At 38.3% G+C, this 23285-nt stretch carries 12 protein-coding genes and 1 tRNA gene; 4 read left to right on the top strand and 9 right to left on the bottom strand.

Annotated elements, in window-relative coordinates; all coding sequences use genetic code 11:
- Positions 1 to 190: 190 nt before the first annotated feature.
- From dnaA to gyrB, 3 genes are all read left to right on the top strand, one after another.
- Positions 191 to 1780, top strand: coding sequence for a chromosomal replication initiator protein DnaA (dnaA, locus tag J3U68_RS01305; protein WP_267373732.1), 1590 nt, complete (start codon positions 191 to 193; stop codon positions 1778 to 1780).
- Positions 1781 to 1802: 22 nt separating this feature from the next.
- Positions 1803 to 2906: a DNA polymerase III subunit beta gene (gene dnaN / locus J3U68_RS01300; RefSeq protein ID WP_267373728.1), complete on the top strand. Its 1104-nt coding sequence runs from the start codon at positions 1803 to 1805 to the stop codon at positions 2904 to 2906.
- 296 nt (positions 2907 to 3202) lie between these two features.
- On the top strand, positions 3203 to 5593 hold the full coding sequence (gyrB, locus tag J3U68_RS01295) for a DNA topoisomerase (ATP-hydrolyzing) subunit B (RefSeq protein ID WP_267373726.1): 2391 nt from the start codon (positions 3203 to 3205) through the stop codon (positions 5591 to 5593).
- 768 nt (positions 5594 to 6361) lie between these two features.
- Here gyrB and J3U68_RS01290 read toward each other — a convergent pair.
- From J3U68_RS01290 to J3U68_RS01270, 5 genes are all read right to left on the bottom strand, one after another.
- Positions 6362 to 9463 carry a type I restriction endonuclease subunit R gene (locus J3U68_RS01290; RefSeq protein ID WP_267373723.1) on the bottom strand — a complete coding sequence of 1034 codons (3102 nt, stop codon included), beginning with the start codon at positions 9461 to 9463 and terminating at the stop codon, positions 6362 to 6364.
- 279 nt (positions 9464 to 9742) lie between these two features.
- Positions 9743 to 10078 (bottom strand): hypothetical protein, encoded by a 336-nt coding sequence (locus J3U68_RS01285; RefSeq protein WP_267373721.1) that lies wholly within the window; start codon positions 10076 to 10078, stop codon positions 9743 to 9745.
- Positions 10079 to 10108: 30 nt separating this feature from the next.
- Positions 10109 to 10555 carry a hypothetical protein gene (locus J3U68_RS01280; RefSeq protein WP_267373718.1) on the bottom strand — a complete coding sequence of 149 codons (447 nt, stop codon included), beginning with the start codon at positions 10553 to 10555 and terminating at the stop codon, positions 10109 to 10111.
- Between the two features lie 39 nt (positions 10556 to 10594).
- Positions 10595 to 11770 carry a restriction endonuclease subunit S gene (locus tag J3U68_RS01275; RefSeq protein ID WP_267373715.1) on the bottom strand — a complete coding sequence of 392 codons (1176 nt, stop codon included), beginning with the start codon at positions 11768 to 11770 and terminating at the stop codon, positions 10595 to 10597.
- Entirely contained in the window at positions 11767 to 13311 is a 1545-nt protein-coding gene (locus J3U68_RS01270; protein ID WP_267373712.1) for a type I restriction-modification system subunit M, read from the bottom strand. The genes J3U68_RS01275 and J3U68_RS01270 overlap by 4 nt, the downstream gene beginning before the upstream one ends.
- A 1330-nt stretch (positions 13312 to 14641) precedes the next feature.
- Between J3U68_RS01270 and J3U68_RS01265 the strand changes: the two genes are divergently transcribed.
- Complete coding sequence (locus tag J3U68_RS01265; RefSeq protein WP_267373709.1) at positions 14642 to 18133, top strand: PilC/PilY family type IV pilus protein; 3492 nt, start codon at positions 14642 to 14644, stop codon at positions 18131 to 18133.
- Between the two features lie 264 nt (positions 18134 to 18397).
- Here J3U68_RS01265 and J3U68_RS01260 read toward each other — a convergent pair whose 3' ends face one another.
- The 4 genes from J3U68_RS01260 to galU all read right to left on the bottom strand — a co-directional run bounded on the left by J3U68_RS01260 (position 18398) and on the right by galU (position 23285).
- Complete coding sequence (locus J3U68_RS01260; protein WP_267373706.1) at positions 18398 to 19618, bottom strand: RtcB family protein; 1221 nt, start codon at positions 19616 to 19618, stop codon at positions 18398 to 18400.
- A gap of 58 nt (positions 19619 to 19676) precedes the next feature.
- Positions 19677 to 21254 carry a slipin family protein gene (locus J3U68_RS01255; RefSeq protein WP_267373703.1) on the bottom strand — a complete coding sequence of 526 codons (1578 nt, stop codon included), beginning with the start codon at positions 21252 to 21254 and terminating at the stop codon, positions 19677 to 19679.
- 270 nt (positions 21255 to 21524) lie between these two features.
- A tRNA-Pro gene (locus tag J3U68_RS01250) sits at positions 21525 to 21598 on the bottom strand.
- A gap of 820 nt (positions 21599 to 22418) precedes the next feature.
- A complete protein-coding gene (gene galU, locus J3U68_RS01245) occupies positions 22419 to 23285 on the bottom strand; it encodes a UTP--glucose-1-phosphate uridylyltransferase GalU (protein WP_267376176.1) in 867 nt (288 codons plus the stop codon).

Here is a 23285-nt window from a genome sequence, read left to right as displayed (position 1 = left end):
GTAGCATTACACAACAAGAACAGCACTTTGTCAATGTATATAGATTAATCTCCCTTTGCGCAAAACTGTCTTTACATAAATACAAAGCGTGGTCAGTATTTTGATTTATGCGTATAATTAGTATAATACACGTCATATGATATCTGTATTTTGCCCTAATCTCCGATTCACCCCAAGTTAAGCCAGAAGCATGACCATCACCGAGTTTTGGCCGCAGTGCCTGTTACATCTGCAACAACATTTACCTGCTCAGCAATACCAAATGTGGATTGCTCCCCTAACCGTGGGTGAAGAAGAGGGTAAATGGGTGATATTTGCGCGCAACACCTTTACATTTAACCATGTGCGTGATCGCTTCTGGTCGGCTATCGAAGAGGCTCGTTTAGCCATCAATCCAGAAAATACCCTTCCGTTAACGTTAAAAATCGGACAAGGACAATTATTGCAGGCTTCGGCCACAGCCTCAGTTCAAGCACCACAAGCCGAATCAGCAAAACCTGCTACTGAACCTTCCATCGAAACATCCCATCCTGCACCAGAGATGCCTGCACAACCAGCAGAACTGAAAAGCACCATCTCAGCGCAGGACATCATTGCTAAACGCTTACGCCATACTCAGCCAAAAACAGCAACAGAAACGGCTCAGCATGATGACATCATCATTAAGGCTAAAACCAATAAAGCTGATAAAAGCGAGCTGCCAGCTTCTGTAACTACAGACAACGCCAGCGAGCAAGCGAAAAAAAACCGCTACATCGATACCAACTTAAACCCCGAACATACCTTTGCAACCTTAGTACAAGGTAAAGGTAACCGCCTGGCTCATGCTGCCGCCTTATCCATCGCAGAAAATCCCGGCAACAGCATGTATAACCCGTTTTTTGTCTACGGTAGCACCGGCTTAGGTAAAACTCACTTAGTGCAAGCCATTGGTAACCAGCTTTTTGCCACCAATCCTAAATTTAAAATCCGTTATATCCATGCCGATGAATTTATTCGCGGCATCATGAACGCCTTTCACGCCAAATCCTTCGATGCCATGCGACTACAATATCAGCAAGTTGATCTGCTGATCATGGATGATGTACAGTTTATTGCCGGCAAAGATCGCACCATGGAAGAATTTTTTTACGTCTACAATCACCTGATAGATGAAAAAAAACAAGTTATACTCACATGTGATACCCTGCCATCACATATCGATGGCATGGACGATCGGTTAAAATCCCGATTCTCATGGGGACTAAGTTTAGAATTAGAACCTCCAGAGCTCGAAATGCGGGTAGCCATATTGCAAAAAAAAGCCGAATTGGCACAAGTGAAACTGGAGGATGAGGCAGCATTCTTCATCGCCAAGCACATCCGCAGCAATGTGCGAGAATTAGAAGGTGCATTTAAGCGCGTCGTCGCGCAGAGTCGCTTTGCTAGCCGTCCAATTGATGTGGGTTTAGCCACCGAAGCATTACAAGATATACTGGCTGTGAACCATAAACCTTTAACCTTGGAACACATTCAGAATACCGTAGCCAAATTTTACGGCATAACCATTAGCGACATGGTTGGCAAAAAGCGTACCCGTAATCTGGCTCGTCCGCGTCAAATGGCGATGACATTGGCGAAAGAACTAACACAGCTTAGCCTGCCAGCCATTGGCAGTGGATTTGGTGGTCGCGACCACACCACCGTCATGCATGCAGTTAAAAGTATTACCAAACTACGCAAAGATGATGCCGAAACGGCGAAAGCGTATGAAACCTTAATGATGATTTTACGAGATTAAACAAGGATCAAGGATATAGAGTATGCTGATATTACAAGCAGAACGCGATAGTTTGCTTAAACCGCTGCAAGCCGTAACCGGTATAGTTGAACGTCGCCATACCCTGCCTATATTGTCCAATGTTTTATTGGAAAGCCACCAGGGGGAAACAAAATTTCTGGCAACAGATCTGGAAATTCAGATTGATACCATCGGCCCACAAAGTGAAGCTGAAGATTTTCGCATCACCACCAATGCCAAAAAACTTCAGGACATCCTGCGCGCCCTACCCGCCGGCTCCATCGTGTCATTAGACTGGAGCAACAATCGTTTGGTTTTAAAAGCTGGCAAAAGTCGCTTTAACTTACAAACCCTGCCAGCCGAAGACTTTCCTCTGATGAGTGTCGAACAGAATGTGGATACCATATTCACCCTGTCACAGGAAACCTTTCGTGAAATGTTATCTCAGGTTCAATACAGTATGGCTATCCAAGACATACGCTATTACCTGAATGGGTTATTGATGCAAACTGAAGGCAATCAGCTTAGACTGGTTGCTACTGACGGTCACCGTCTAGCCTATGCAGCTTGCAACATCGATGCCGACCTACCTAAAGCTGAAGTGATTCTGCCGCGTAAAACAGTATTAGAACTGCTAAAATTGCTGATGTTTCCCGAGCAACCCATCACCATTGAACTGCTCAACAACCAAGTACGCTTCCGTTGTAATGACACCATAATTGTATCCAAAGTAGTAGATGGCAAATTCCCTGATTACAACCGCGTCATTCCCTTGGATAACGATAAAATTTTTCTGGCGAACCGCACCGAATTACTCGGCGCACTGGAACGCGCAGCTATTTTGGCCAACGAAAAATTCCGCGGCGCTCGATTACAGATCCAGCCAGGATTACTGAGCGTAACTTGTAACAATAACGAGCAAGAAGAAGCACGGGAAGAGCTCGAAATTGCTTATCAAGGGGACACCCTGGAAGTTGGTTTCAACATCAACTACCTCATGGATGTGTTGCGCAACGTGCATGCAGACGATTTACAACTGGCTTTTGGTGATGCCAACCGCTCAACCTTATTCACCATTCCCAACAACCCCAATTTCAAATACATCGTCATGCCGATGCGTATATAATTGTCATTTCAATAACTTAAAAACTGCCGTCAGTTCTTTCCAAGAAATAAAAATCATCTTAGATCGACTCACGGCAGTTTAGTTTTATGCAAAATCTAACAGATTCCAATAAACAGCATGTAAAACATCATGTTAAATAGATATATTATCTGAAATAAAATACGTTTTCTGCTATAATATATCCTTTGGTCTAACGTGTTCAGCCAGTTATTATCATGCTTATGAATGCCAAAAATAACTGGCCATATCCCCAGTACACCTAAATGACCAGCTTTTCAGATTAGTAAAGAATACTTATGACAGATCATCACTCTGAAGATTACGGCGCCGACAGCATCAAAGTTTTAAAAGGACTGGATGCTGTGCGCAAACGTCCCGGTATGTACATTGGCGACACCCAAGATGGTACCGGCTTGCATCACATGGTATTTGAAGTTTTAGATAATGCCATTGATGAGGCATTGGGTGGTTATTGCGACCGCATCACAGTAGCTGTCAATGCCGACAACTCCATCACCATCGAAGACAATGGTCGCGGTATTCCTACCGATATGCACCCAGAAGAACACCGTTCTGCCGCAGAAGTCATCATGACCATCCTGCATGCAGGCGGCAAATTTGATAATAACAGTTATAAAATTTCCGGTGGATTGCATGGCGTTGGTGTATCCGTAGTTAACGCCCTTTCCGATTGGCTACGCCTAACGATCTACCGCAACAACAAAGAACACTTTGTTGAATTCCGTCAAGGTGACGCTGTCGCCCCATTGGCGGTAGTCGGCGATACTGACAAACAAGGTACCAGAGTACAGTTTCTTGCCAGCACCGAAACCTTTGGCAATATCGACTACCACTTCGATATACTGGCCAAACGCATACGTGAATTATCCTTCTTAAATAACGGCGTTAGCATTGAACTGTTCGATAAACGCGATGGCAAACATGAAAATTTTGCCTTCAGCGGCGGGGTTGCTGGTTTTGTACAGTATATGAACCGCAACAAAACCGCTTTACATGAAAAAGTCTTTTATGCTAGCGGTGAAAAAGATGGCATGAGCGTTGAATGTGCCATGCAGTGGAATGACAGTTATCAAGAAAATGTCCAATGTTTCACCAACAACATTCCCCAGCGTGATGGTGGTTCCCATCTGACCGCCTTACGTCAGGTTATGACCCGCACCATCAACAACTACATTGAAGCCAATGAAGTGGCCAAAAAAGCCAAGGTAGACACCAACGGCGACGATATGCGTGAGGGTCTCACCTGCGTACTGTCCGTAAAACTGCCTGATCCAAAGTTTTCATCACAAACCAAAGACAAATTGGTTTCCAGTGAAATCGGACCGGTCGTAAACGAAGTACTAGGCAAAGCCTTGTCCGAATTTTTGGAAGAAAATCCAACCGAAGCCAAAATTATTACCGGTAAAATTGTAGACGCAGCTCGAGCACGCGAAGCAGCACGCAAAGCACGTGAAATCACTCGTCGCAAAGGTGTCATGGATGGTCTAGGGCTGCCAGGTAAACTGGCCGACTGTCAAGAAAAGGATCCAGCATTATCAGAACTTTATCTGGTCGAAGGTGACTCCGCTGGTGGTTCAGCCAAACAAGGGCGTGATCGCAAATTTCAAGCCATCTTACCGTTAAAAGGTAAAATTCTGAATGTCGAAAAAGCCCGCTTCGAAAAAATGCTCGCCAGTCAGGAAGTCGCCACCCTCATCACCGCATTAGGTGCCGGCATTGGCAAAGAAGAATTCAATCCCGAAAAACTGCGTTACCATCGTATTATCATCATGACCGATGCCGACGTAGATGGTGCACATATTCGTACCCTGCTACTAACCTTCTTCTATCGGCAAATGCCTGAATTGGTTGAACGTGGCTATGTCTATATTGCCCAGCCGCCTCTATACAAAGCCAAACACGGCAAACAGGAACGTTACCTGAAAGACGAGTTTGAAAAAGATCAGTTCCTGCTCAGTCTTGCTTTAGACAAAGCAAAACTGATTGTTGGAGACAGTACTCTGGAAGGCAATGCGCTGGCAGAGATTGCCAAACAATTTATTCTGGCACGCAATATGGTGGAACGAGAAAGCCGTATTATCGACAGTGCTGTACTCAAAGCCCTGCTGCACTACAATGAAAATGTAGACCTCAACACCGTAGCTTCTGCTGACCAAGCCATAGCAGCTTTAACCAGTATCATTAATGATGATCAACTAAAATTAGAACGCATCGGTGCCGATGACGAAGTGCAAATGATTAAAATTACCCGTCAATTGCATGGTAACCAAATGGTCAGCTATCTGGAGCAGAAATTCGCTGAAGGGCGCGCCTATCAGCTTATTCGTCAAACTGCGGCCACCCTCAGCGGCATGATGGACGCCCAGATCGAAGTTGTCAAAGGTGAACACACCACCACAGTATCTGGTTTTGCTCAGGCTCTGGATTTACTGATGACCAACGCTCAGAAAGGGCTGGGGATCCAACGTTATAAAGGACTGGGTGAGATGAATCCCGAGCAATTGTGGGAAACCACCATGGACCCAACCGTGCGCCGCCTACTCAAAGTCAAAATCGAAGATGCCATGGCCGCAGATGATGTATTCGTTACCCTAATGGGCGACGAAGTCGAACCACGGCGAGCATTTATCGAAAACAACGCTTTGAATGCGCAAGTCGATATTTAACGAGTTATACAAAACGCAAAAGGATGGCTATTGCCATCCTTTTTTGATTACTGGTTACTCCTCATCAATAAACTATATAATTAGAACTTTAAATCTGATACCAACTTTTTGAAACTAAATTATTATTTTAAAATTAATAAAGCCATAAAAACAATACCAGCACGGAATAAACTTAGTGCTTATACTTAATACAATTTATGGAAAATAGACATTTAACCATACATTTCAATAAACATAGAATACACGATATCAAATATTAAAACTACAGTTGACTCTTAAACAAAAAAATTTCTCTTGATTAGCCTAAACTATCCATACTATCCTTGAATTATTGCGTTAAATCCGCAACTAAAAACCAAAATTTAACCTAAGCATGGTTTGCGAATGATTAATCAATAGGGAAACTACCCTATCTCTCAACATATATAATCTGTATTAAAGCAACGATCATACACTATTTTATTTGTGCATTTAAACAATTTAGCACAATTCATTCATTTTAAATAATTTATTATTAGCAAAAAATAGTTAATAATACAGGTTGATTATCACGTTAGCGCATTCAATGTAGGAATATTATAAGCCCATAGATAATAAAGGGAATGCAAGCCAGTAACGAAAGTTTTAGCGAGCATTTTAGTGCGGAATTGTTAACGACTTATTAATTAACAAATATATTTGGTCAACTTAATACATTAGAATTCATTAATTTTTTATCAGAAAGTGAAGTTAATCCTATCCAATTCTTCTCTTTTTCATAATAAACCATCAAATTTCACCACCTATACCCTTAAATTTCTCAACTAATTCAGCAATTTTTTTGAACACCTTTTGTTTTTTGGGTAAATATTGCGGATTAAGCGGGCTCATTTTGGGCAAGACTTCGTTTAGCTCAGTGCCATTTTCCGTCGCATATTCACGTCTTAATGAAGATGAGATATAACGTTTAGTGGCAGCTTCATTTAACTCTTCCTCGCCAATTAATGCAATTACCTCGGCTTGTTGCTGTTGTTGGGCATATTGGTAAAAGGCATCAATCATATTGGTTTTATCAGCAATTGCACTCAAATCGGTATGTTGAATAAATTCAATAACCAATTCCTCCTTGGCTCGATAACCCAAACTGGCACGAATTAAACGCTGTGCATCTTCAACAATGATTTGTTTATTTTTGTCTTGTTTATTCTGCTCAAAAATTAACTCCAGAATATAATCCAAATTAATCTCTTGTGATTTTAATAAATCCACCTCAAAAACCACATCATCCCAATCAATGGTTAACTGCTCCTGTTTTTCTGCAGCTTTTTGCCTGTACAACCAATCACGAATATCATGGTAAGCTGAGCGGTAATTCTGAATGGCTCTTTCTGATGGTAACTTAATCTTTTGCATTTGCTCAAACTCATCATCTGAAACATAATGCAGCGCTTTGAACTGTTCAATCGCCTGTTTATCTGTCGGGTCCAGCTGTTGCAATGCTTTTAAAGCAATGTACTCATCATAATTTTGTAATGCATTATCGGCACGCAAATACTGGCCAAATAATTTAATAAACGCTTTTTTATCTTTTTCAGTAACAATTTGATCTGGATGGGGAAAACGTTGCTGTAGCTCAGCTACAAGAGCTATATATCCACTATGGATTTCACCGGAAATCTCATCGGTGTAACCCTGCATGCATTCATCATAGCTTTTTTCTAATACCACATTCTGAGTGTTTTTTTTGCAAAATATTTTAATCGCAGCAATAGTAGCTTGTTCTAAATCACGAAATGCCACAATATTACCAAACGCTTTCGTGTCATCGTAAATGCGATTGGTGCGTGAAAAGGCTTGAATTAGACCATGATAACGTAAATTTTTATCGACAAATAGGGTATTGAGGGTTGGCGCATCAAAGCCTGTTAAAAACATGCCCACGACGATTAATAAATCAATTTCCTGCTTTTTAACGCGCAAAGATAAATCACGGTAATAATTTTGAAATTGCCCGCTGCTAACATTATAGTTAGATTTAAACATTTGATTATAATCATCAATCGCAGAAGCTAAAAACTCTTTAGCACTTTGACTTAAAGCATTGGTTTCAAAGCTTTCATCAGGGATGATCCCTGCGGGGTCTTGTTGCTCATTAGCAGCAAAGGAAAAGATTGTAGCAATTTTCAATGGTTTAATGGATGCTGCTTGCAGCTTTTTTAATGACTCATAATACAGCTTTGCTGCGTCGACACTGCTTACGGCGAATATGGCATTAAAGCCTTTACCCGTACCCCTCAAGCGATGTGTTTTCTGGTTAAAATTGTTCAGAATATATTGGCTGATCTGTTCAATCCGTTTGGGATGCAGTAACGCTTGCTTATTTTCGGCGGCACTGAGTTTGTCCAAATTTTGCTCACATTCAATCGCTTTAAAATGCGGGCGTACATCATTATAGTCAACTTTAAATTTAAGTACTTTTTCATCCCGAATGGCATCGGTGATCAAATAGCTATGTAATTCACGCCCAAATACCTTTTCTGTTTTTTTTTCGCCAAACGCATTATCGTCCAAAATTGGCGTACCAGTAAAACCGAATTGATAGTATTTTTTAAACTTTTTCTTCAGATTTTTTTGTGCTTCGCCAAATTGTGATCGGTGCGCCTCATCAAAAATAAACACAACATGCTGATTATAGATTGCTAAATCATCCTTCGCTTTTATCAGATTATTAAGTTTTTGAATGGTGGTGACAATAATTTTATTATCTTGTTTCTCAATATTGCGCTCCAAACCAGCAGTACTATCCGAACCATTGACACTGTCTTTTGAGAATTTCTGATATTCTTTCATGGTTTGATAATCCAGATCCTTACGATCCACCACAAAAAACACTTTATCAATAAATTCCAGCTCAGTGGCTAGGCGCGCTGCTTTAAAGCTGGTTAGGGTTTTTCCTGATCCGGTGGTGTGCCAGATAAAACCTCCACTATATAAGGTACTCCAGTTTTTGGCCTGATAAGCACTGATAATCTGCCATAAGATCCGTTCGGTTGCGGCAATCTGGTAAGGACGCATAATCAATAAAGTATCATTGATGTCCAGAACCGAGTAAGTAGTTAACACGCTTAACAGCACACGGCTAGCAAAAAAGGTAGCGGTAAAATCTTTTAAGTCATTAATCGGTTCGTTTTTAACATTTGCCCAATTTATGGTGAAATCAAAGCTGGCCTTATCCCGTTTGGTGGTATTGGCAAAATACCGGGTATCGGTACCGTTTGAAATCACAAATAACTGTAAATATTTAAACAGCGAACTTTCCTGATTAAAACTCTCTTTACTGTAGCGATGAACTTGGCTAAACGCTTCACGAATGGCTAGGCCACGTTTTTTCAGCTCTACCTGTACCAAAGGCAGACCATTAACTAAGATGGTCACATCGTAGCGATTAGCATAATTACCGGTTTGTCGAAACTGGCGAATTACTTGTAATTTATTGTTACTGATGTTTTTTTTATCAAGAAGATAAATATTCTGAATATGCCCATCATCAAACACAAAATCGTAGATATAATTATGGTGAATTTTACGGCTTTTATCGACCATCGATTCATTAGGTTTATCCAGATACTCTAATACAAATCGCTGCCACTCCTCATCGCTAAACTGCATATTGTTGAGGGTTTGCAACTGCACCCGAATATTAGCCAATAATTTCTGCTGATTATTTAGCTCAGGCAGATATTCATAACCTTGACGGCTTAAATCCTGAATCAATTCGTATTCTAATTCATTTTCAGTTTGATAGGCTGTTGCCGGCTCTTCAAGCTTGGTGTAGTTATCTAAAATAATATAGTGATCTGTTTCGGCAATGGGAGTTGTGTAATTGACCATCTTCTATTCCTGCTCGTTAAAATTATAATTTTCGAGTAAATGCTTCAATAAAAAGGCAATAATTTGTTTTATAGATCCGGAAGCTTCTGTAACCCTTTCATAGCACAGGGTTGAATGACTGGCAAAATTAATTAACCATGTTAAATATACTTATATCATTAAGCAGTAAGTTTGATCAATGCTGATCGCTTAAAAACAAGTGGTTTTTTCATACAGGCTACGTGATAAGATAAAATAATATTTTTCAATTTTATTTTCCTAAATCGCTTCTTGCAGCAACTATTTTAAATACAGATGATAGGAAAAACTGTGGTTTGAATCGTCTATTTTGTCTTTTAGTTCAAAATAGCCATCTGCTAATCGTCTTAAAATATATCTGTTTTTTAATCCCAATTCATTATAAAATATATTATATAACAGTGAATTATGAGAAGCGATGATAAATTTAATATCAGATTTGCTCGTTTTAATTAATTTTGCGCTATCCACTGCCAATTGAATCAGATGATTCTCATCTAATGAGCTTACCGGATCATCAATAAAAATATAACGTAATTGGTCAAACTCATGAGTGGAACGCTCGCTTTCTTCTGCAATATTGCGTTCGGTAAACACTAAACTAATCAGTGTAAAAAATACTCTAAATTAGATTATTTTCTTCTCCTTTGGAGATTTTAATATTATCAATACACTGATCATTTCCTGCTGCGGACGAAAAGTAATAGCAGAAAAATCCTCATTGAAATGTGGCGTTAGGTTTTGCTGAGTATAAGCTTGGAAGTATCTGACCACATTTTGCTCCTGCCCTTGCTCTTGCAGAATCCAATCCGTAAATGAATTGGATGGAATGCTTTTTTGATGCTCGCCCTGCTGATATTGATCGTTAATCCAGACAAATAAATCCGCTGTAAATGCGTTATAGTAAAAAATTTTATGCCGTGTTAAGGCACTACTGTCTTCTTCATCCGCTTTATTCTGCGATACAATAAACTCTTTAAACGTTTGCGATAAACGGGTTTTGCCAGTGCCATTAAAGGCATAAATCAGTTGGTTTTTTTCCGTTTTGGGCGTTTCTATCAATCTGCTCAGCAATATTGATCAGTGTATTATGCATATTCCGATTGTCTTGTCTTATTTATCTTCCACCTTAGGAAAGTTCAATAATAAATTCCGATAGTATTCGTACTGTTTTTGACGTAACTCAATCTCACGCGGTAAACCTTCGCTGAGTGAAGTGGTGATTGCATCGAATTTATCTAGGATTTCAACGATACGGGCTTGTTCCTTAAGTGAAGGGATGGGGATTTTAAACTGTTTTACTTTTGCATCTGAAATTGAAGGATATGCAGTGCCACTTTGGTTTTCATTAACATAATTATTAAATCGTGTAGATGAAATACTGTAGTAAATCCATTTAGGTAAAATATAATTACAATTTGCTCTTAAAACGCAGTAACCTGTGCTTGCAATGTTTCCTGAAAACTCTTTATCTATTAACGTGAATCTTTGCAGTGTTGGACGAGTTGTCGCAAAAATAACATCATTTTCTTCAACAACCTTCTGTGCCCTACTTGGTGCATTACTAGCTGTTATTTTAGTTGTTTCAATAATTGATTTAGTTTCACGACTAACAGAAGTTAAATCAATATATTTATAAGCTCGATCAGTTTCTTTCCATTTTATATTGCTTGTTGATAAAGTTAAATTTTCTAATGTCTTCCACTCAACCTCATTCTCTTTAAAGGTCAATAATTTATCACGATAATAATCGTATTGTTTTTTTCGTGCTGTGAGCTCTGCTGTGAGCTCTGCTGTGAGCTCTGTTAAAGTGTCTAGAATACGAACGATTTCGGATTGAATCAAAAAAGAAGGCACTGGAATTTTTTTATTAGCATAATTACTAATCCATTGTCTCTTATGATCATTATCTATCTTTTCATTTGGGAGTGTATTCATCCAATAATAAATATATTTTAAATGATACTTTTCTGCATCAGCTGAACTGATAATTTTCATTGCTGAAGATTTAACTTTGAAATCAAAATTAACCCATTTATTTGCAGTTGTAAAATCATCAAAAATGATAACTGGATTATTTTTTCCTGTATAAATTCCATCTATATCATTAGTATAGCCTAAAATGAAAGTTTTACCAGCTGTCAAAACAGGCGTTTTGTATTCATCATTGTAATTTGTCGATGTAACAAGATATTTGGTAGGTTGTTCGTAATTTGCTATCTCATCTAAACTCTTCAACTCAACCTTAACAGCTTTCAACAACTCAATTATGTTATTACGATTGCTCATGCCTCAATCTCCGCTACAATTGCATCAATTTGGCTTCGTAAGCTATTGATTTTAGAAACAGTGTCTTTTATTTCTGCATTAAGCTTATGGATATCAATAATTTCACGGGTATCTTCGGCTTCCACATATGAGCTGACCGATAAATTATAGTCGTTGTCGGCAACGGTTTGGTTAGCAACCGATTTAGCAAAATATTCGACGTCTTGCTTGCTGGCAAATACTTGCACAATTTCTTCAATATGCTTATCGGTGAGGATATTGTTATTGGTTTCTTTTTTAAACAGTTTGCTGGCATCAATAAATTGCGTGGTTTTGCCAGTTTTGTTTTTTGCCAGTACCAGAATATTGACCGCAATCGAGGTACCATAAAATAAGTTTGGGGCCAGTGCTATCACCGTTTCGACAAAATTATTATCGATTAAATATTTGCGGATTTTTTGCTCAGCGCCACCGCGATAAAAAATACCCGGAAAGCTAACAATTGCTGCCCGCCCTCGCTCGGACAAGTAGCTTAATGCATGTAAAATAAAAGCAAAATCGGCTTTGGATTTTGGCGCCAGTATGCCAGCAGGAGCATAGCGGTCATCATTGATTAAAGTTGGGTTATCACTGCCAATCCATTTTATTGAATACGGCGGATTGGAAACAATGGCATCAAATGGCTTTTCGTCGCCAAACTTAGGATTAAGTAGTGTATCGCCCAAGGCGATTTCAAATTTATTGTAGTTGATGTTGTGTAAAAACATATTCATACGGGCAAGATTATAGGTGGTATGGTTAATTTCCTGACCATAGAATCCGTCCTCGATGATATGCCTATCAAACTGTTTTTTTGCCTGTAATAATAAAGAGCCTGAGCCGGCTGCGGGATCGTATATTTTATTGATCTTGGTTTGATTATGTAAGGCTAATTGTGCGATTAATTTGGATACATGTGGCGGGGTGAAAAATTCTCCTCCTGATTTACCGGCTTTGGAAGCATAATTAGAGATTAAATATTCATAAGCATCACCAAACACGTCTATATGGTTATCTTCAAATTGCCCAAAATCCAACTCGGCGATGCCATTGAGCACCGCAGCTAGCCGTTTATTTTTATCTTCTACGGTATTACCTAAGCGGTTGCTGGTAGTGTCAAAATCAGCAAATAATCCTTTAATATCGTTTTCAGAAGGATAACCGATAGCTGAACTTTCAATTGCATTAAAAATATTGGCCAAATGTTGATTTAAGTCGTTATTGGTATTGGCCTTAGCAACAGTATGAAAAAAAAGTTGGCTCGGATAGATAAAATAGCCTTTGGATTTAATGGCATCCTGTTTGTTTTCGTGAGTAATCTCATTATCAGAGATTGTTTTATAATCAATATTCTCGTCGCCTGCCTGCATATAATCAGCAAAGTTTTCACTGATAAAGCGATAAAATAAGGTGCCAAGTACGTATTGTTTGAAATCCCAACCATCGACAGCCCCCCTTACCTCATCGGCAATTTTCCATATTTGACGTTGTAATTGATCTCGTTGCTGAATGCTGATGGCCATGCTTAAATTCCATTTAATTCTAAATTTAAATATATATATCTAATATCGATACAAAAGATGAGAACGTGTATTTTACCAGCAAGGCAGCTTATTGGTTCATCAAGGTAATAAATAATATATACCTTAAAAAAAGCTTACCTAACTACTCTATATGCTTAAACCATAAAATCTGTATCCATACTGAAATTTTTGCTTTAAATTAACATTATTCTTTTATATATAATAATTGTAATTAATCAATATTTTGCACATTGTATCAATTGGAAATAATTGTGAAAGTTTAACTGTTTTTTTGCCTATACAACAAAATCAGTCTTAATAGTATAAGTGTAATTTGATGTTAAATAGACTGAGAAACACGGATGAAGGAATAGCTGCAAGACCTATATGGTTTTTATGACGAATATTGAAGTTAATTAACAACGTGTTGGTAAAGAAAATAGTATTTAATACATTGCATTCTTTTAACTAGATCATTTTGTACAATTATCATAACATCTGTAATCTGAATTCAACTCAGTATCAAACTTATATAAAAGATATTCAATTTCAGTTTTTTTCACTAAAAATGAGAGTTCTCCTACGAAAATAATAGAGGGTCGGTTTATCAAAGGTAATCAATGAATAACAGGCAATATATTTAATTATTTAGATGATAAAAATATATCGGGATTGAAGATTGTTTAAATTGAAACTTACGTTATAAAACTGAAGAGTTAAATCATGGTTTAACAGCTAATTTAATTTTTATTGCTCATATCTCTAATGATTTATTCATTAACCTTAAAGGCAAGGTATGAGCAATTAAGTAAATGGGTCATGTTATAGATTGATTTTTAACTATTAGATGGTAAAACCTTTTGAACAATCGCTGATAGTCAAAATATTAAGCATTAATCTTATTAATGTTTGAGTATAAAAATTAAACATTCTTTCATTAATTATTTCATCAAAGTTTCAATTCTAAACTATTGATGTAAAGCAATTTTAAATTTAAAATAATCCTTAATTAATATTCATAATGTAGAACCTTCAACTAAATCAATCATTTTTTAACAGTGAATTTCATCTTAATTTAGATAATATTTATCTAACCCATATTTTAAAAAAATAATATTTGATTAATATTAATTTTTCTAAATATATTTCATCATAATTTTGGAATTTATTTTATTAATTCAGACTTTAATCTGGACAAAAAACTATAAATTTCAAATAAAACCAATTAATTTATATATTACTTAATAGAATTTAATATTATATAACCTATATTTACTTATGTATTCAAATGTGCTATTTGTTTTGCATATTATTCATTATTGGGGAAGTAATGATTTTTACGACACATAGTGCACATCGAACAACATTTAAATATATCATTATGAGTGTAACGGCGTTATTTTATTACCCTTATTCATATGCCGTGAATCAATTTTCTGATACGCCACTTCACCTGCAAAGTCAATCTATTCAAACTACTGGCTATTCTGTCAAACCGAATATTACCTTCTTTATTGATGATTCGGGGAGTATGGATACGATTATCAAACGCCAATGTTATGCTCATTACCGTAAGATGACATGCATAACAAAAATTAAATACACCTATCTGGGTAAAATTTACTGGTCTTGCAGACAATGGGATACAGATCCTTGGAGTGCTGATGAAGTTCTTGTAGGATCAATATCAGGTCCAACCGAGCTCTCCGATAATGATTCAACCATCATTGATTATAAACATCCGCAGAACTGCCATAGTACCACGAGAATGTCTACGGTCAACAATATATTAGAACAAATTATCAACACCTATCGCAATGATTTCAACTATAGTATTCAACCTCTAAATAGCCATACTGAATATGAATATAAGCGAAATCCTATAACCGGGAGTTGGGGTTACTTTGCTACAGATACCCACCCTGAATATAATCAATTTTATGACACAGAGAAATTACAGAATTATGAATTTGTTATCGATACAATTAAGGGTAATCCAGACAAAGGAAAACGAGGTTTATATGCTAATGGGGGCACACCAACATTTGCCCGAATCAATGCCGTAGTCAGAAATACTTTAATGAATAAGTTGAAATACCGCTGTCAGAAATCCTATTTAATCATTTTATCCGATGGTGAGGCTGATACCAAAGAGCCCATAACTGATTCAACTTTACAACGCAATGGTCGAGATTTTGGTTACGATGGTTATTTCGATGGTAGTGTGGCCCGAAATGAAAATATGTTTAGCTACTATAATCGCGAATATCTATTGGCTCTAAGTTATTACACTGAAACACTGCGCACTAAAAATTTTGGTAAATACATCTATAATTCCCCTATTGTAGATAATTGGGGAGAAAATTATGTTCAAACTACCAAGCATTCAGACCGCCGCCTAACCGATGATGCTGGACAGCCTTGGGATGCTCCTGACCCATTGGCTCATTTGCCTGGACACACGCCTACATTTACTCAGACTGCACAAACTTTCACCATTAGTTTTGGTTTAGATGCTAATGGTAATAGAAGAGCGGTTGAACTAATGAGAAATGCTGCTTCTCCTAAGCCAGACTATGACCCTGTTACCAATCCTAATGCACGGTATTATTTCAATGCCATGACTCCTGATACGGTTTTAAAAGCCTTTGAAGATATCTTCAAAGAAATTGCAGCTCAGACAAATGAACAGAAAGAAAGCATTACCACTACTACACCGATTATGGGTGAATCTTCTACCTCAAAGCAAAATTTGTTGATCAAATCCAGAGTCGATACTGAGCATTGGAGCAGCCAATTGTGTTTTCATCCCAAAGATGAAAATGCTGCGGACAAAAATGATTGCAATAAACAGCCCTCTTTTGCAAATCGCCAACTGGTTTTGAATGATGGCAACCAGTCCTATCTTTTTTCTGGCAGTCTCTTTAGCGGTCTAAAAAATGATTCGTTTAAACTTGCCGATAACAATAATCTGAATAATCTGGAATGGCGTGATGGTTTACTCAATTGGTTTAGCCGCAGCACTGCCGATAACCAGATCAAACAAAACGGCTTTGTACTCGATTATCGCCAGCGTCCTGAAAAATCTGGTTTTGGTTCCACCAGAAATATGGGCGACATCATCAATAATCCCATCGAAACCATCGGCCAAACAGAATTCAACAAACAAAAATATCTGATTACCTCCGCCAATGATGGCATGGTGTATGTATTTCGTGCCGCCAACAGCGATACCAACCCATATGATCTGAAGTTCAACTACATGCCGATGTCGATTGAACGTAACAGTACCGATGGCTCCGATCTGGTCAGCCATTATTACACAGATCTGACCAGCAATAATTATGGCAAAGACACCAACCATCCTCATCGTTATTTGCTTAATGGTGGCTTTACCGTGGTTCAAACGCCCAAACTACCGAATAAATCGCAACAGATTTTTATGGTCTCTAATATGGGTCAGGCTGGACGCGGTGCGTTTGCGTTGAATATCGGTGGTAAAAGTCTGACTACCGGGAAATCCATTGCTGCGGATAATATGCAGAATGCCAGTTGGTACCATGAACTGTTTTTATTTCAAACACCGAGTGGCTTTAATAATCAATTCGGTTACACAATCGGCACACCTGCCGTAGCCATTACCCGTGTCAACCGAGAGCAAAATGCTGCCAGGGATACTTATAATACCCATCTGCGCGAACTGGCATTTATCAATAATGGGGTAAATTTCCCTAATCAGGAAACCCACGAAAATGAGTCTGCACTGTATATTTATGATGTCTTGGGTGTGGATGTAGGAACAGAAAGTTATAGCGTTATTGGTGACAAGAAAGGTCAACTCGTTAAGAAGCTGACGGCTGCAGATGGCAACGGCGGATTGGCCAGTCCGGTGGTATTTGACAGTGATAATGATGGCGTAGCTGATCTGGTTTATGCTGGTGATTATGGCGGAAATCTGTACCGCTTTGATATTCGCGATCCTCATCCCGATAATTGGACGGTTAATAAAATTTTCACCGCTGATGGTCCAATTACCACGGCACCAGTTTTGTTTGAAGCCGCTCACGATGATAAAGATCCAAATGCTGCACATAAAGTCATTGTGGTCTTTGGTACTGGAAGTGATCTTTATCAATCAGATCTGCAATCGAAAAAACAACAAGCTATATATGGTATCTATGACGATTATGAACAAAAAACGGTTTCTCCCGTGAATAAGGGTGAACTATTGCAACAAACCATGAGTTATAGCAATAATACTGGGCAATTATCCTCACTACCCTTCTCTTCTGCCAAGTATAAAGGCTGGTATTTCATGCTCAATACTGATGGTGAACGGGTGACAACTGCATTCAGTCAGCTGCTCTCTACTGGTATGGTGATTACCAGATCCTATGATTTGCAAAAGAAAAACGGAAATCAAGGTCCTAATAGTGATCCATGTCAGATTAAACATTCTAGTCAATCCACCAACATACAGTCACGCATTACACAGTTTGACAGCCGCAATGGTGGACAGATTGATAAAAATAACCCGCACTTTATTCTTGATCAGAATAAAAATACCATTCAAAGTAGTTATAGTATAAATGGCTTTATTGGTGTAATGGTATCGGGAATTAATCATTACAATTCACTTAATGCAGGTAGGTCTGGTCAACAAAAAATCCCTGGTGATATTACGCCAAACGAGAATTGTTTACGCGTAAAACCCAGCGCGCATCTGTCTAGTGGTGAATATATTGAATTAGGAGGGATACCTATGTGCCCAGTAGGTTTTAAACGTATTGGGTGGCGAGAAATTAAGGAAACTATTTATTGATAAGGTTAGGATAGATTAGAAAAGGTCAGATAGATATCTGACCTTTTTAGTATTAATTCGATGCTATTATGCTTTGAATAACACCAATACATGGCAAAATATTTTTTCTAAAGATAGTAAAATCATTTTATTACCAATTTTTAGCATCATATTTTTTGTGAAAAAAGTATTAGAAAACCATAACAAGATTAAATAGTACTCAAAGTAATCAGGGCATTTACTTTACCTAGAAACCAGTTTAAAGCATAGAGTGGCATAGTGGTTTTAACCCTTTACGCAGACCACTTGCCGTAACTGATGCACGATTTCCACTAATTCGTTTTGTGCGGTCATGACGGCATCGATATCTTTATAGGCCATCGGTATTTCATCGATTACGTTGGCGTCTTTGCGGCATTCAACGTGGGCGGTGGCTTTAATTTGATCGTCTATGGTGAATTGCTTTTTCGCATCGGTGCGGCTCATTACTCTCCCTGCTCCATGCGAACAGGAGCAGAAGCTTTCTTCATTACCCAATCCACGGACTATATAGCTTTTGGTGCCCATTGAACCCGGAATGATGCCCAATTCTCCTTTACGTGCTGATACAGCACCTTTGCGGGTAATATATATCTCTTCTCCAAAATGTTGTTCTTTCTGCACGTAGTTATGATGGCAGTTAATGGCGGCTAGATGGGTGGTAAATGGTTTGGTTATGATTGTGCGCATTGCAGCAATAACGTTATGCATCATGACTTCGCGATTGAGTCGTGCAAATTCCTGTGCCCAATGCACGGCCTCGACATAGTCCTGAAAATGCTCTGTCCCTTCCTGAAGATAAGCCAGATCTGAATCGGGTAGATTTCTAATATGGATTTCCATATCTTTTTTCGCCATTTCGATAAAAAAGGTGCCAATCACACTGCCTATACTACGTGAGCCGCTGTGTAACATTATCCACACGCTATCGGCTTCATCCAGACAGATTTCGATAAAATGGTTGCCGGTACCCAGTGTACCTAAATGACTGTAATTCTTGGCTTTTAACAATCGTGGATACTTTGCGGTTAATTTTTTAAAACCCGGTACCAGTTGCTGCCAGTATTGATAAACAATTGGAGGGGGATTTTGCCAGCTACCATTATGTCGTCCACTTATTTTGGAGGGCATGCCATGTGGCACGGCTTTTTCGATAACTTGACGCAAAGACAATAAATTATCGGGCAAATCAGTTGCCACTAAGGAGGTTTGTACGGCAATCATGCCACAGCCGATATCCACGCCCACGGCTGCCGGAATAATTGCACCTATGGTTGGGATAACGCTTCCGATAGTCGATCCTTTCCCTATATGGACATCGGGCATGACGGCTATATGTTTAAAGATAAATGGTAACTGGGCTGTTTTGATTAGCTGATTTTTTGCTCCATCCTCGACCGATACGCCTTGTGTCCACATTTTAATTGGTTTTGCATTTTCCGCTTGCAACACATTATATTGAGTCATTTCTAATCCCTGCTTTTATCATGCCAAAGTTGATGGCATGATAAAAGGTTTTTGTTTACTATTTTTTTGCTTGAATATTGATTAATCCATGCAATACTTGATCCAGTCCCCCAACTACGGAAATTTTGTCAATCCGCTCAGCAATGCGCTCGAGTGTTTCCATTTCTTTTAAACGCAAAGCCACTGGATTGTTTTCCATTACGCGGGCCGTATTGAGTAGGGACCGGGTAGCGGAAGTTTCTTCGCGTCGACGAATGACATTAGCCTGTGCTGCTTTTTCTGCTTCCACCACCTGAGATAAAATAGTTTTCATGTCACCCGGCAAAATAATATCTTTTACGCCTATACTTTCAGGGGTTATTCCGAAACCATCCATGTTCTTGTGTAAATAGGCACTGATAACTTCATCTAGAAGATTTTTATTCTCTAGCAATTCATCCAATGTGCGCATGCCAATTGCTTCACGTAGACCAAATTGCAATTGCCGATAGAGTAGTTGCTCGGGCTGAGCAGTCTTGGCAAAAGCCACAAGTACATCGCTGTAACGCCAATTGGCGACCAGATTGATACGCAAATTGACTTTATCTTTGGTTAAAATTTCCTGCCCAGAGATTTCCAATGTTTGCAGGCGCGTATCAACTATTTCTACGGTGATTACCCGATTAAATCGCCAATATGCGGTGATGCCGGCATCAAGTAATTTTTCAACCCGCCCATTGACGGTTAGCACACCTACATGATATGCAGGTATTTGAGCAATCAGCACATTGCTGTCACCAATGACATCTTTTTTACGTAATTTTGGTTGCAACACTTGTTGCACAAGCTGTTCTGAAAGTTCATATCCTTCATTCAGCTCAATAGTTTGCATGTGTTGTTTACATTTATTCAGCCAATATAATCGTTTGGTTCCAGGTGGCAGTATTTCAACCAACAAATCATCCTCAAAGCGCAAACCAACCTGATTTGCACCTACTTGCATTTGCACACAAAATTGTTGTAATTGTTCTGGAGCATTTTGTTCAATGGTAGCGGCTAAAAGATCTTCGATTCGGCTGTTCAATAATTTATATTGACCAAGTATTAGCTTATGCTGGAACTCACATAGACCTATTACTGTTTTCGGTGCAATAATCTGTACAAACTGATTGTCAACAAACAGGGTTCCTATTTGCTCATCAATAAAGTGATGTAATATTAATTCATTCAAACCTTTAATTATTCTATGGGTATTTCTTGCCTGTAGCAGTTCAAGTGCTATATCATCTGGTAAACGATAGCCTTGTTCAAGATTGACTTTTTTTACCAAATGAGTTTTATACCCTTGCCAAAACATGGCGTTTGAAGTAGGGAAATGTATTTCCACCAGCATTTCATCTTCATAACGCAATGCGATCTCATTATCAGCGACCTTGATAAAATGACAATATTTTTCCACTAAATGCGGGTAAAAATTAAGCAACTTATCTGCAAGAGAAGTCGATATACGATTTTCGGCCAGATCCACGTTACAATATGACAAAGAGAAAAATGGATCCCATAAAATATGCGTGCCGGCTGAAAGAATGGTATGAATTTCTCCTTTTTTAAATATTATTGCCAATTCCCCTTTTTTTACATCAATTTTTTTTAACATTTTCTTTCTCCTAAAAATCCAGTCAGCAAACAAAATAAATAGAGTAAAACGGATTAAGTAACGAAATAACAGGGGAAATTTTTTTGTCCTTTCTACATAAAAACCCGAAATTAATTAAAAAAATTTTGCCTGCTATCCGGTTTTTTTATCCCGAACAAACTCATTAATCAGAATGCTTAAGGTTAACCGGTTTGACCATATTTAAGCCTTAGCTACTTGGCTCACTTTTATTTACTGACTGGTACTACGGATAATACAATTTTAACTACATGGTTTTGAAACAGGATTCGAACCTGTTACCTATTGGTTCCTGACCAATTGCTCTACCGATGAGCTATTCAATAAAATCTCCGTGACAGGGAGGTGTCTTTCATACAGTTCGCAGTATGCAAAGAATACATGTTGATAATGCAGTATTAATCTATTGGCTAATCTATAGCTGCATTCGCTATGCACTTTACTGCCAGAAATACAGTTTGCGTTACCATCCGATTTGCATTCAGACAGGCTTATTTTACATTTAAATCATCTATTCCTATATAATTTTTTTATGTTTTTTTAAATAAAAGAGGCTTATTCTTGAGAAGAAAGAGTCTAAAGACAGTATGGTTTTTAACAACTGCATAATGATGCCAATTCATTATATAAAAATAAAATTATTTAAGTCCATTTTATGCGTGATTTCTAAGGCTTAAGTCTCTGAGTTCTAAGGTTAAAACCCCTTAGTTCTACTAAATCTCCGCATGACACTGAGGCATCAATGATGCCATGTGAAAAGATTAATCTTTTTTGGTCAGAATTACCTAAATATGATTTAAATAAAGACTAAAATTTTATGAGCTCAATCTTTATATATTTTTTAAAGTTTAGAATAAACAAATAAATTAATCATTAATTCATTTTGAAATTGGGATTTCAAATGGTAAAAATAAAGTTTAACGTCAATGCAAATTATGGTATTTAACTAGCTGTTATATCCAGTTGTTATATTAGATGGAATAAGGCATTCAGCTTTATTCAATCTTTGAATTTAATCATTTTGGCAATAAAAATTTATTCGAAATAACTTAAAGTATTATTAGTGATTAAAAGGTAATTAAAGCCTGCTCGCATCAGCTTGCAGGCTTAATAAGTATCAGTAATGAGTTTACCTTCACTGTGTAATTAACACACCATCCGTTGTAGTAACTGTTTGAATTCTGCACCGACTATCGGATGTTTCATTCCATAAGCCACTGTGGCTTCAAGATAGCCAAGTTTATCGCCGCAATCATAACGTTTGCCATTAAAAGCATAAGCAATCATTTTTTCTTCAGTCAGCAAACGGGCAATTGCATCGGTAAGTTGTATTTCACCACCTGCCCCCAAGGGTAAGTTGGTTAGAAAATCAAAGATTCGAGCTGATAATATATATCTGCCGACAACGCCAAGCTGTGATGGTGCTTCATCCGGATGAGGTTTTTCAACAATATTTTGGATATAGTCAAACTCGTTATGTTGGGTCACTTCTACAATACCGTAAGCACCTGTCTGTTGTGGATCAACTGTCTCCACGCCCAGCACATTAGATCCGGTTTGCTGATAAACTTCCATCATTTGGCTCAATGCACCAGGATGGGCATCGATGAGGTCATCTGCTAATACAACAGCAAAGGGATCCTGTCCGATAGCTGCTCGGCTGCACAATACAGCATGACCCAAACCTAACGCCGCCGGCTGACGAATGTACAGACAGGTAACATTAGGTGGCAAGATATCTTGTACAAAATCCAATAGTTTATTTTTATTCCGATAGGCCAGTTCTGTTTCCAGCTCATACGCTTTATCGAAATGGTCTTCAATACAGCGCTTGTTACGCCCTGTAATAAAAACCAGTTCAGTACAGCCAGCAGCTACTGCTTCTTCGACAGCGTACTGAATTAAAGGCTTATCCACGATTGGCAGCATCTCTTTCGGGCTGGCTTTGGTAGCCGGCAAAAACCGCGTCCCCATACCGGCTACAGGAAAAACACATTTACGGATTGGTTTGAT

The sequence above is a fragment of the Snodgrassella sp. B3882 genome (genome assembly GCF_026535915.1).
Lineage (GTDB): Bacteria > Pseudomonadota > Gammaproteobacteria > Burkholderiales > Neisseriaceae > Snodgrassella.
The sequence above is the reverse complement of the archived record's forward strand: the minus strand, read 5'-3'. Positions and strand labels throughout refer to the sequence as shown.

Bases quoted from the DNA above. Each gene is read 5' to 3' on its own strand.
- dnaA (WP_267373732.1), top strand. From the start codon at position 191: ATGACCATCACCGAGTTTTGGCCGCAGTGCCTGTTACATCTGCAACAA.
- dnaN (WP_267373728.1), top strand. From the start codon at position 1,803: ATGCTGATATTACAAGCAGAACGCGATAGTTTGCTTAAACCGCTGCAA.
- gyrB (WP_267373726.1), top strand. From the start codon at position 3,203: ATGACAGATCATCACTCTGAAGATTACGGCGCCGACAGCATCAAAGTT.
- J3U68_RS01290 (WP_267373723.1), bottom strand. From the start codon at position 9,463: ATGGTCAATTACACAACTCCCATTGCCGAAACAGATCACTATATTATT.
- J3U68_RS01275 (WP_267373715.1), bottom strand. From the start codon at position 11,770: ATGAGCAATCGTAATAACATAATTGAGTTGTTGAAAGCTGTTAAGGTT.
- J3U68_RS01270 (WP_267373712.1), bottom strand. From the start codon at position 13,311: ATGGCCATCAGCATTCAGCAACGAGATCAATTACAACGTCAAATATGG.
- J3U68_RS01265 (WP_267373709.1), top strand. From the start codon at position 14,642: ATGATTTTTACGACACATAGTGCACATCGAACAACATTTAAATATATC.
- J3U68_RS01260 (WP_267373706.1), bottom strand. From the start codon at position 19,618: ATGACTCAATATAATGTGTTGCAAGCGGAAAATGCAAAACCAATTAAA.
- J3U68_RS01255 (WP_267373703.1), bottom strand. From the start codon at position 21,254: ATGTTAAAAAAAATTGATGTAAAAAAAGGGGAATTGGCAATAATATTT.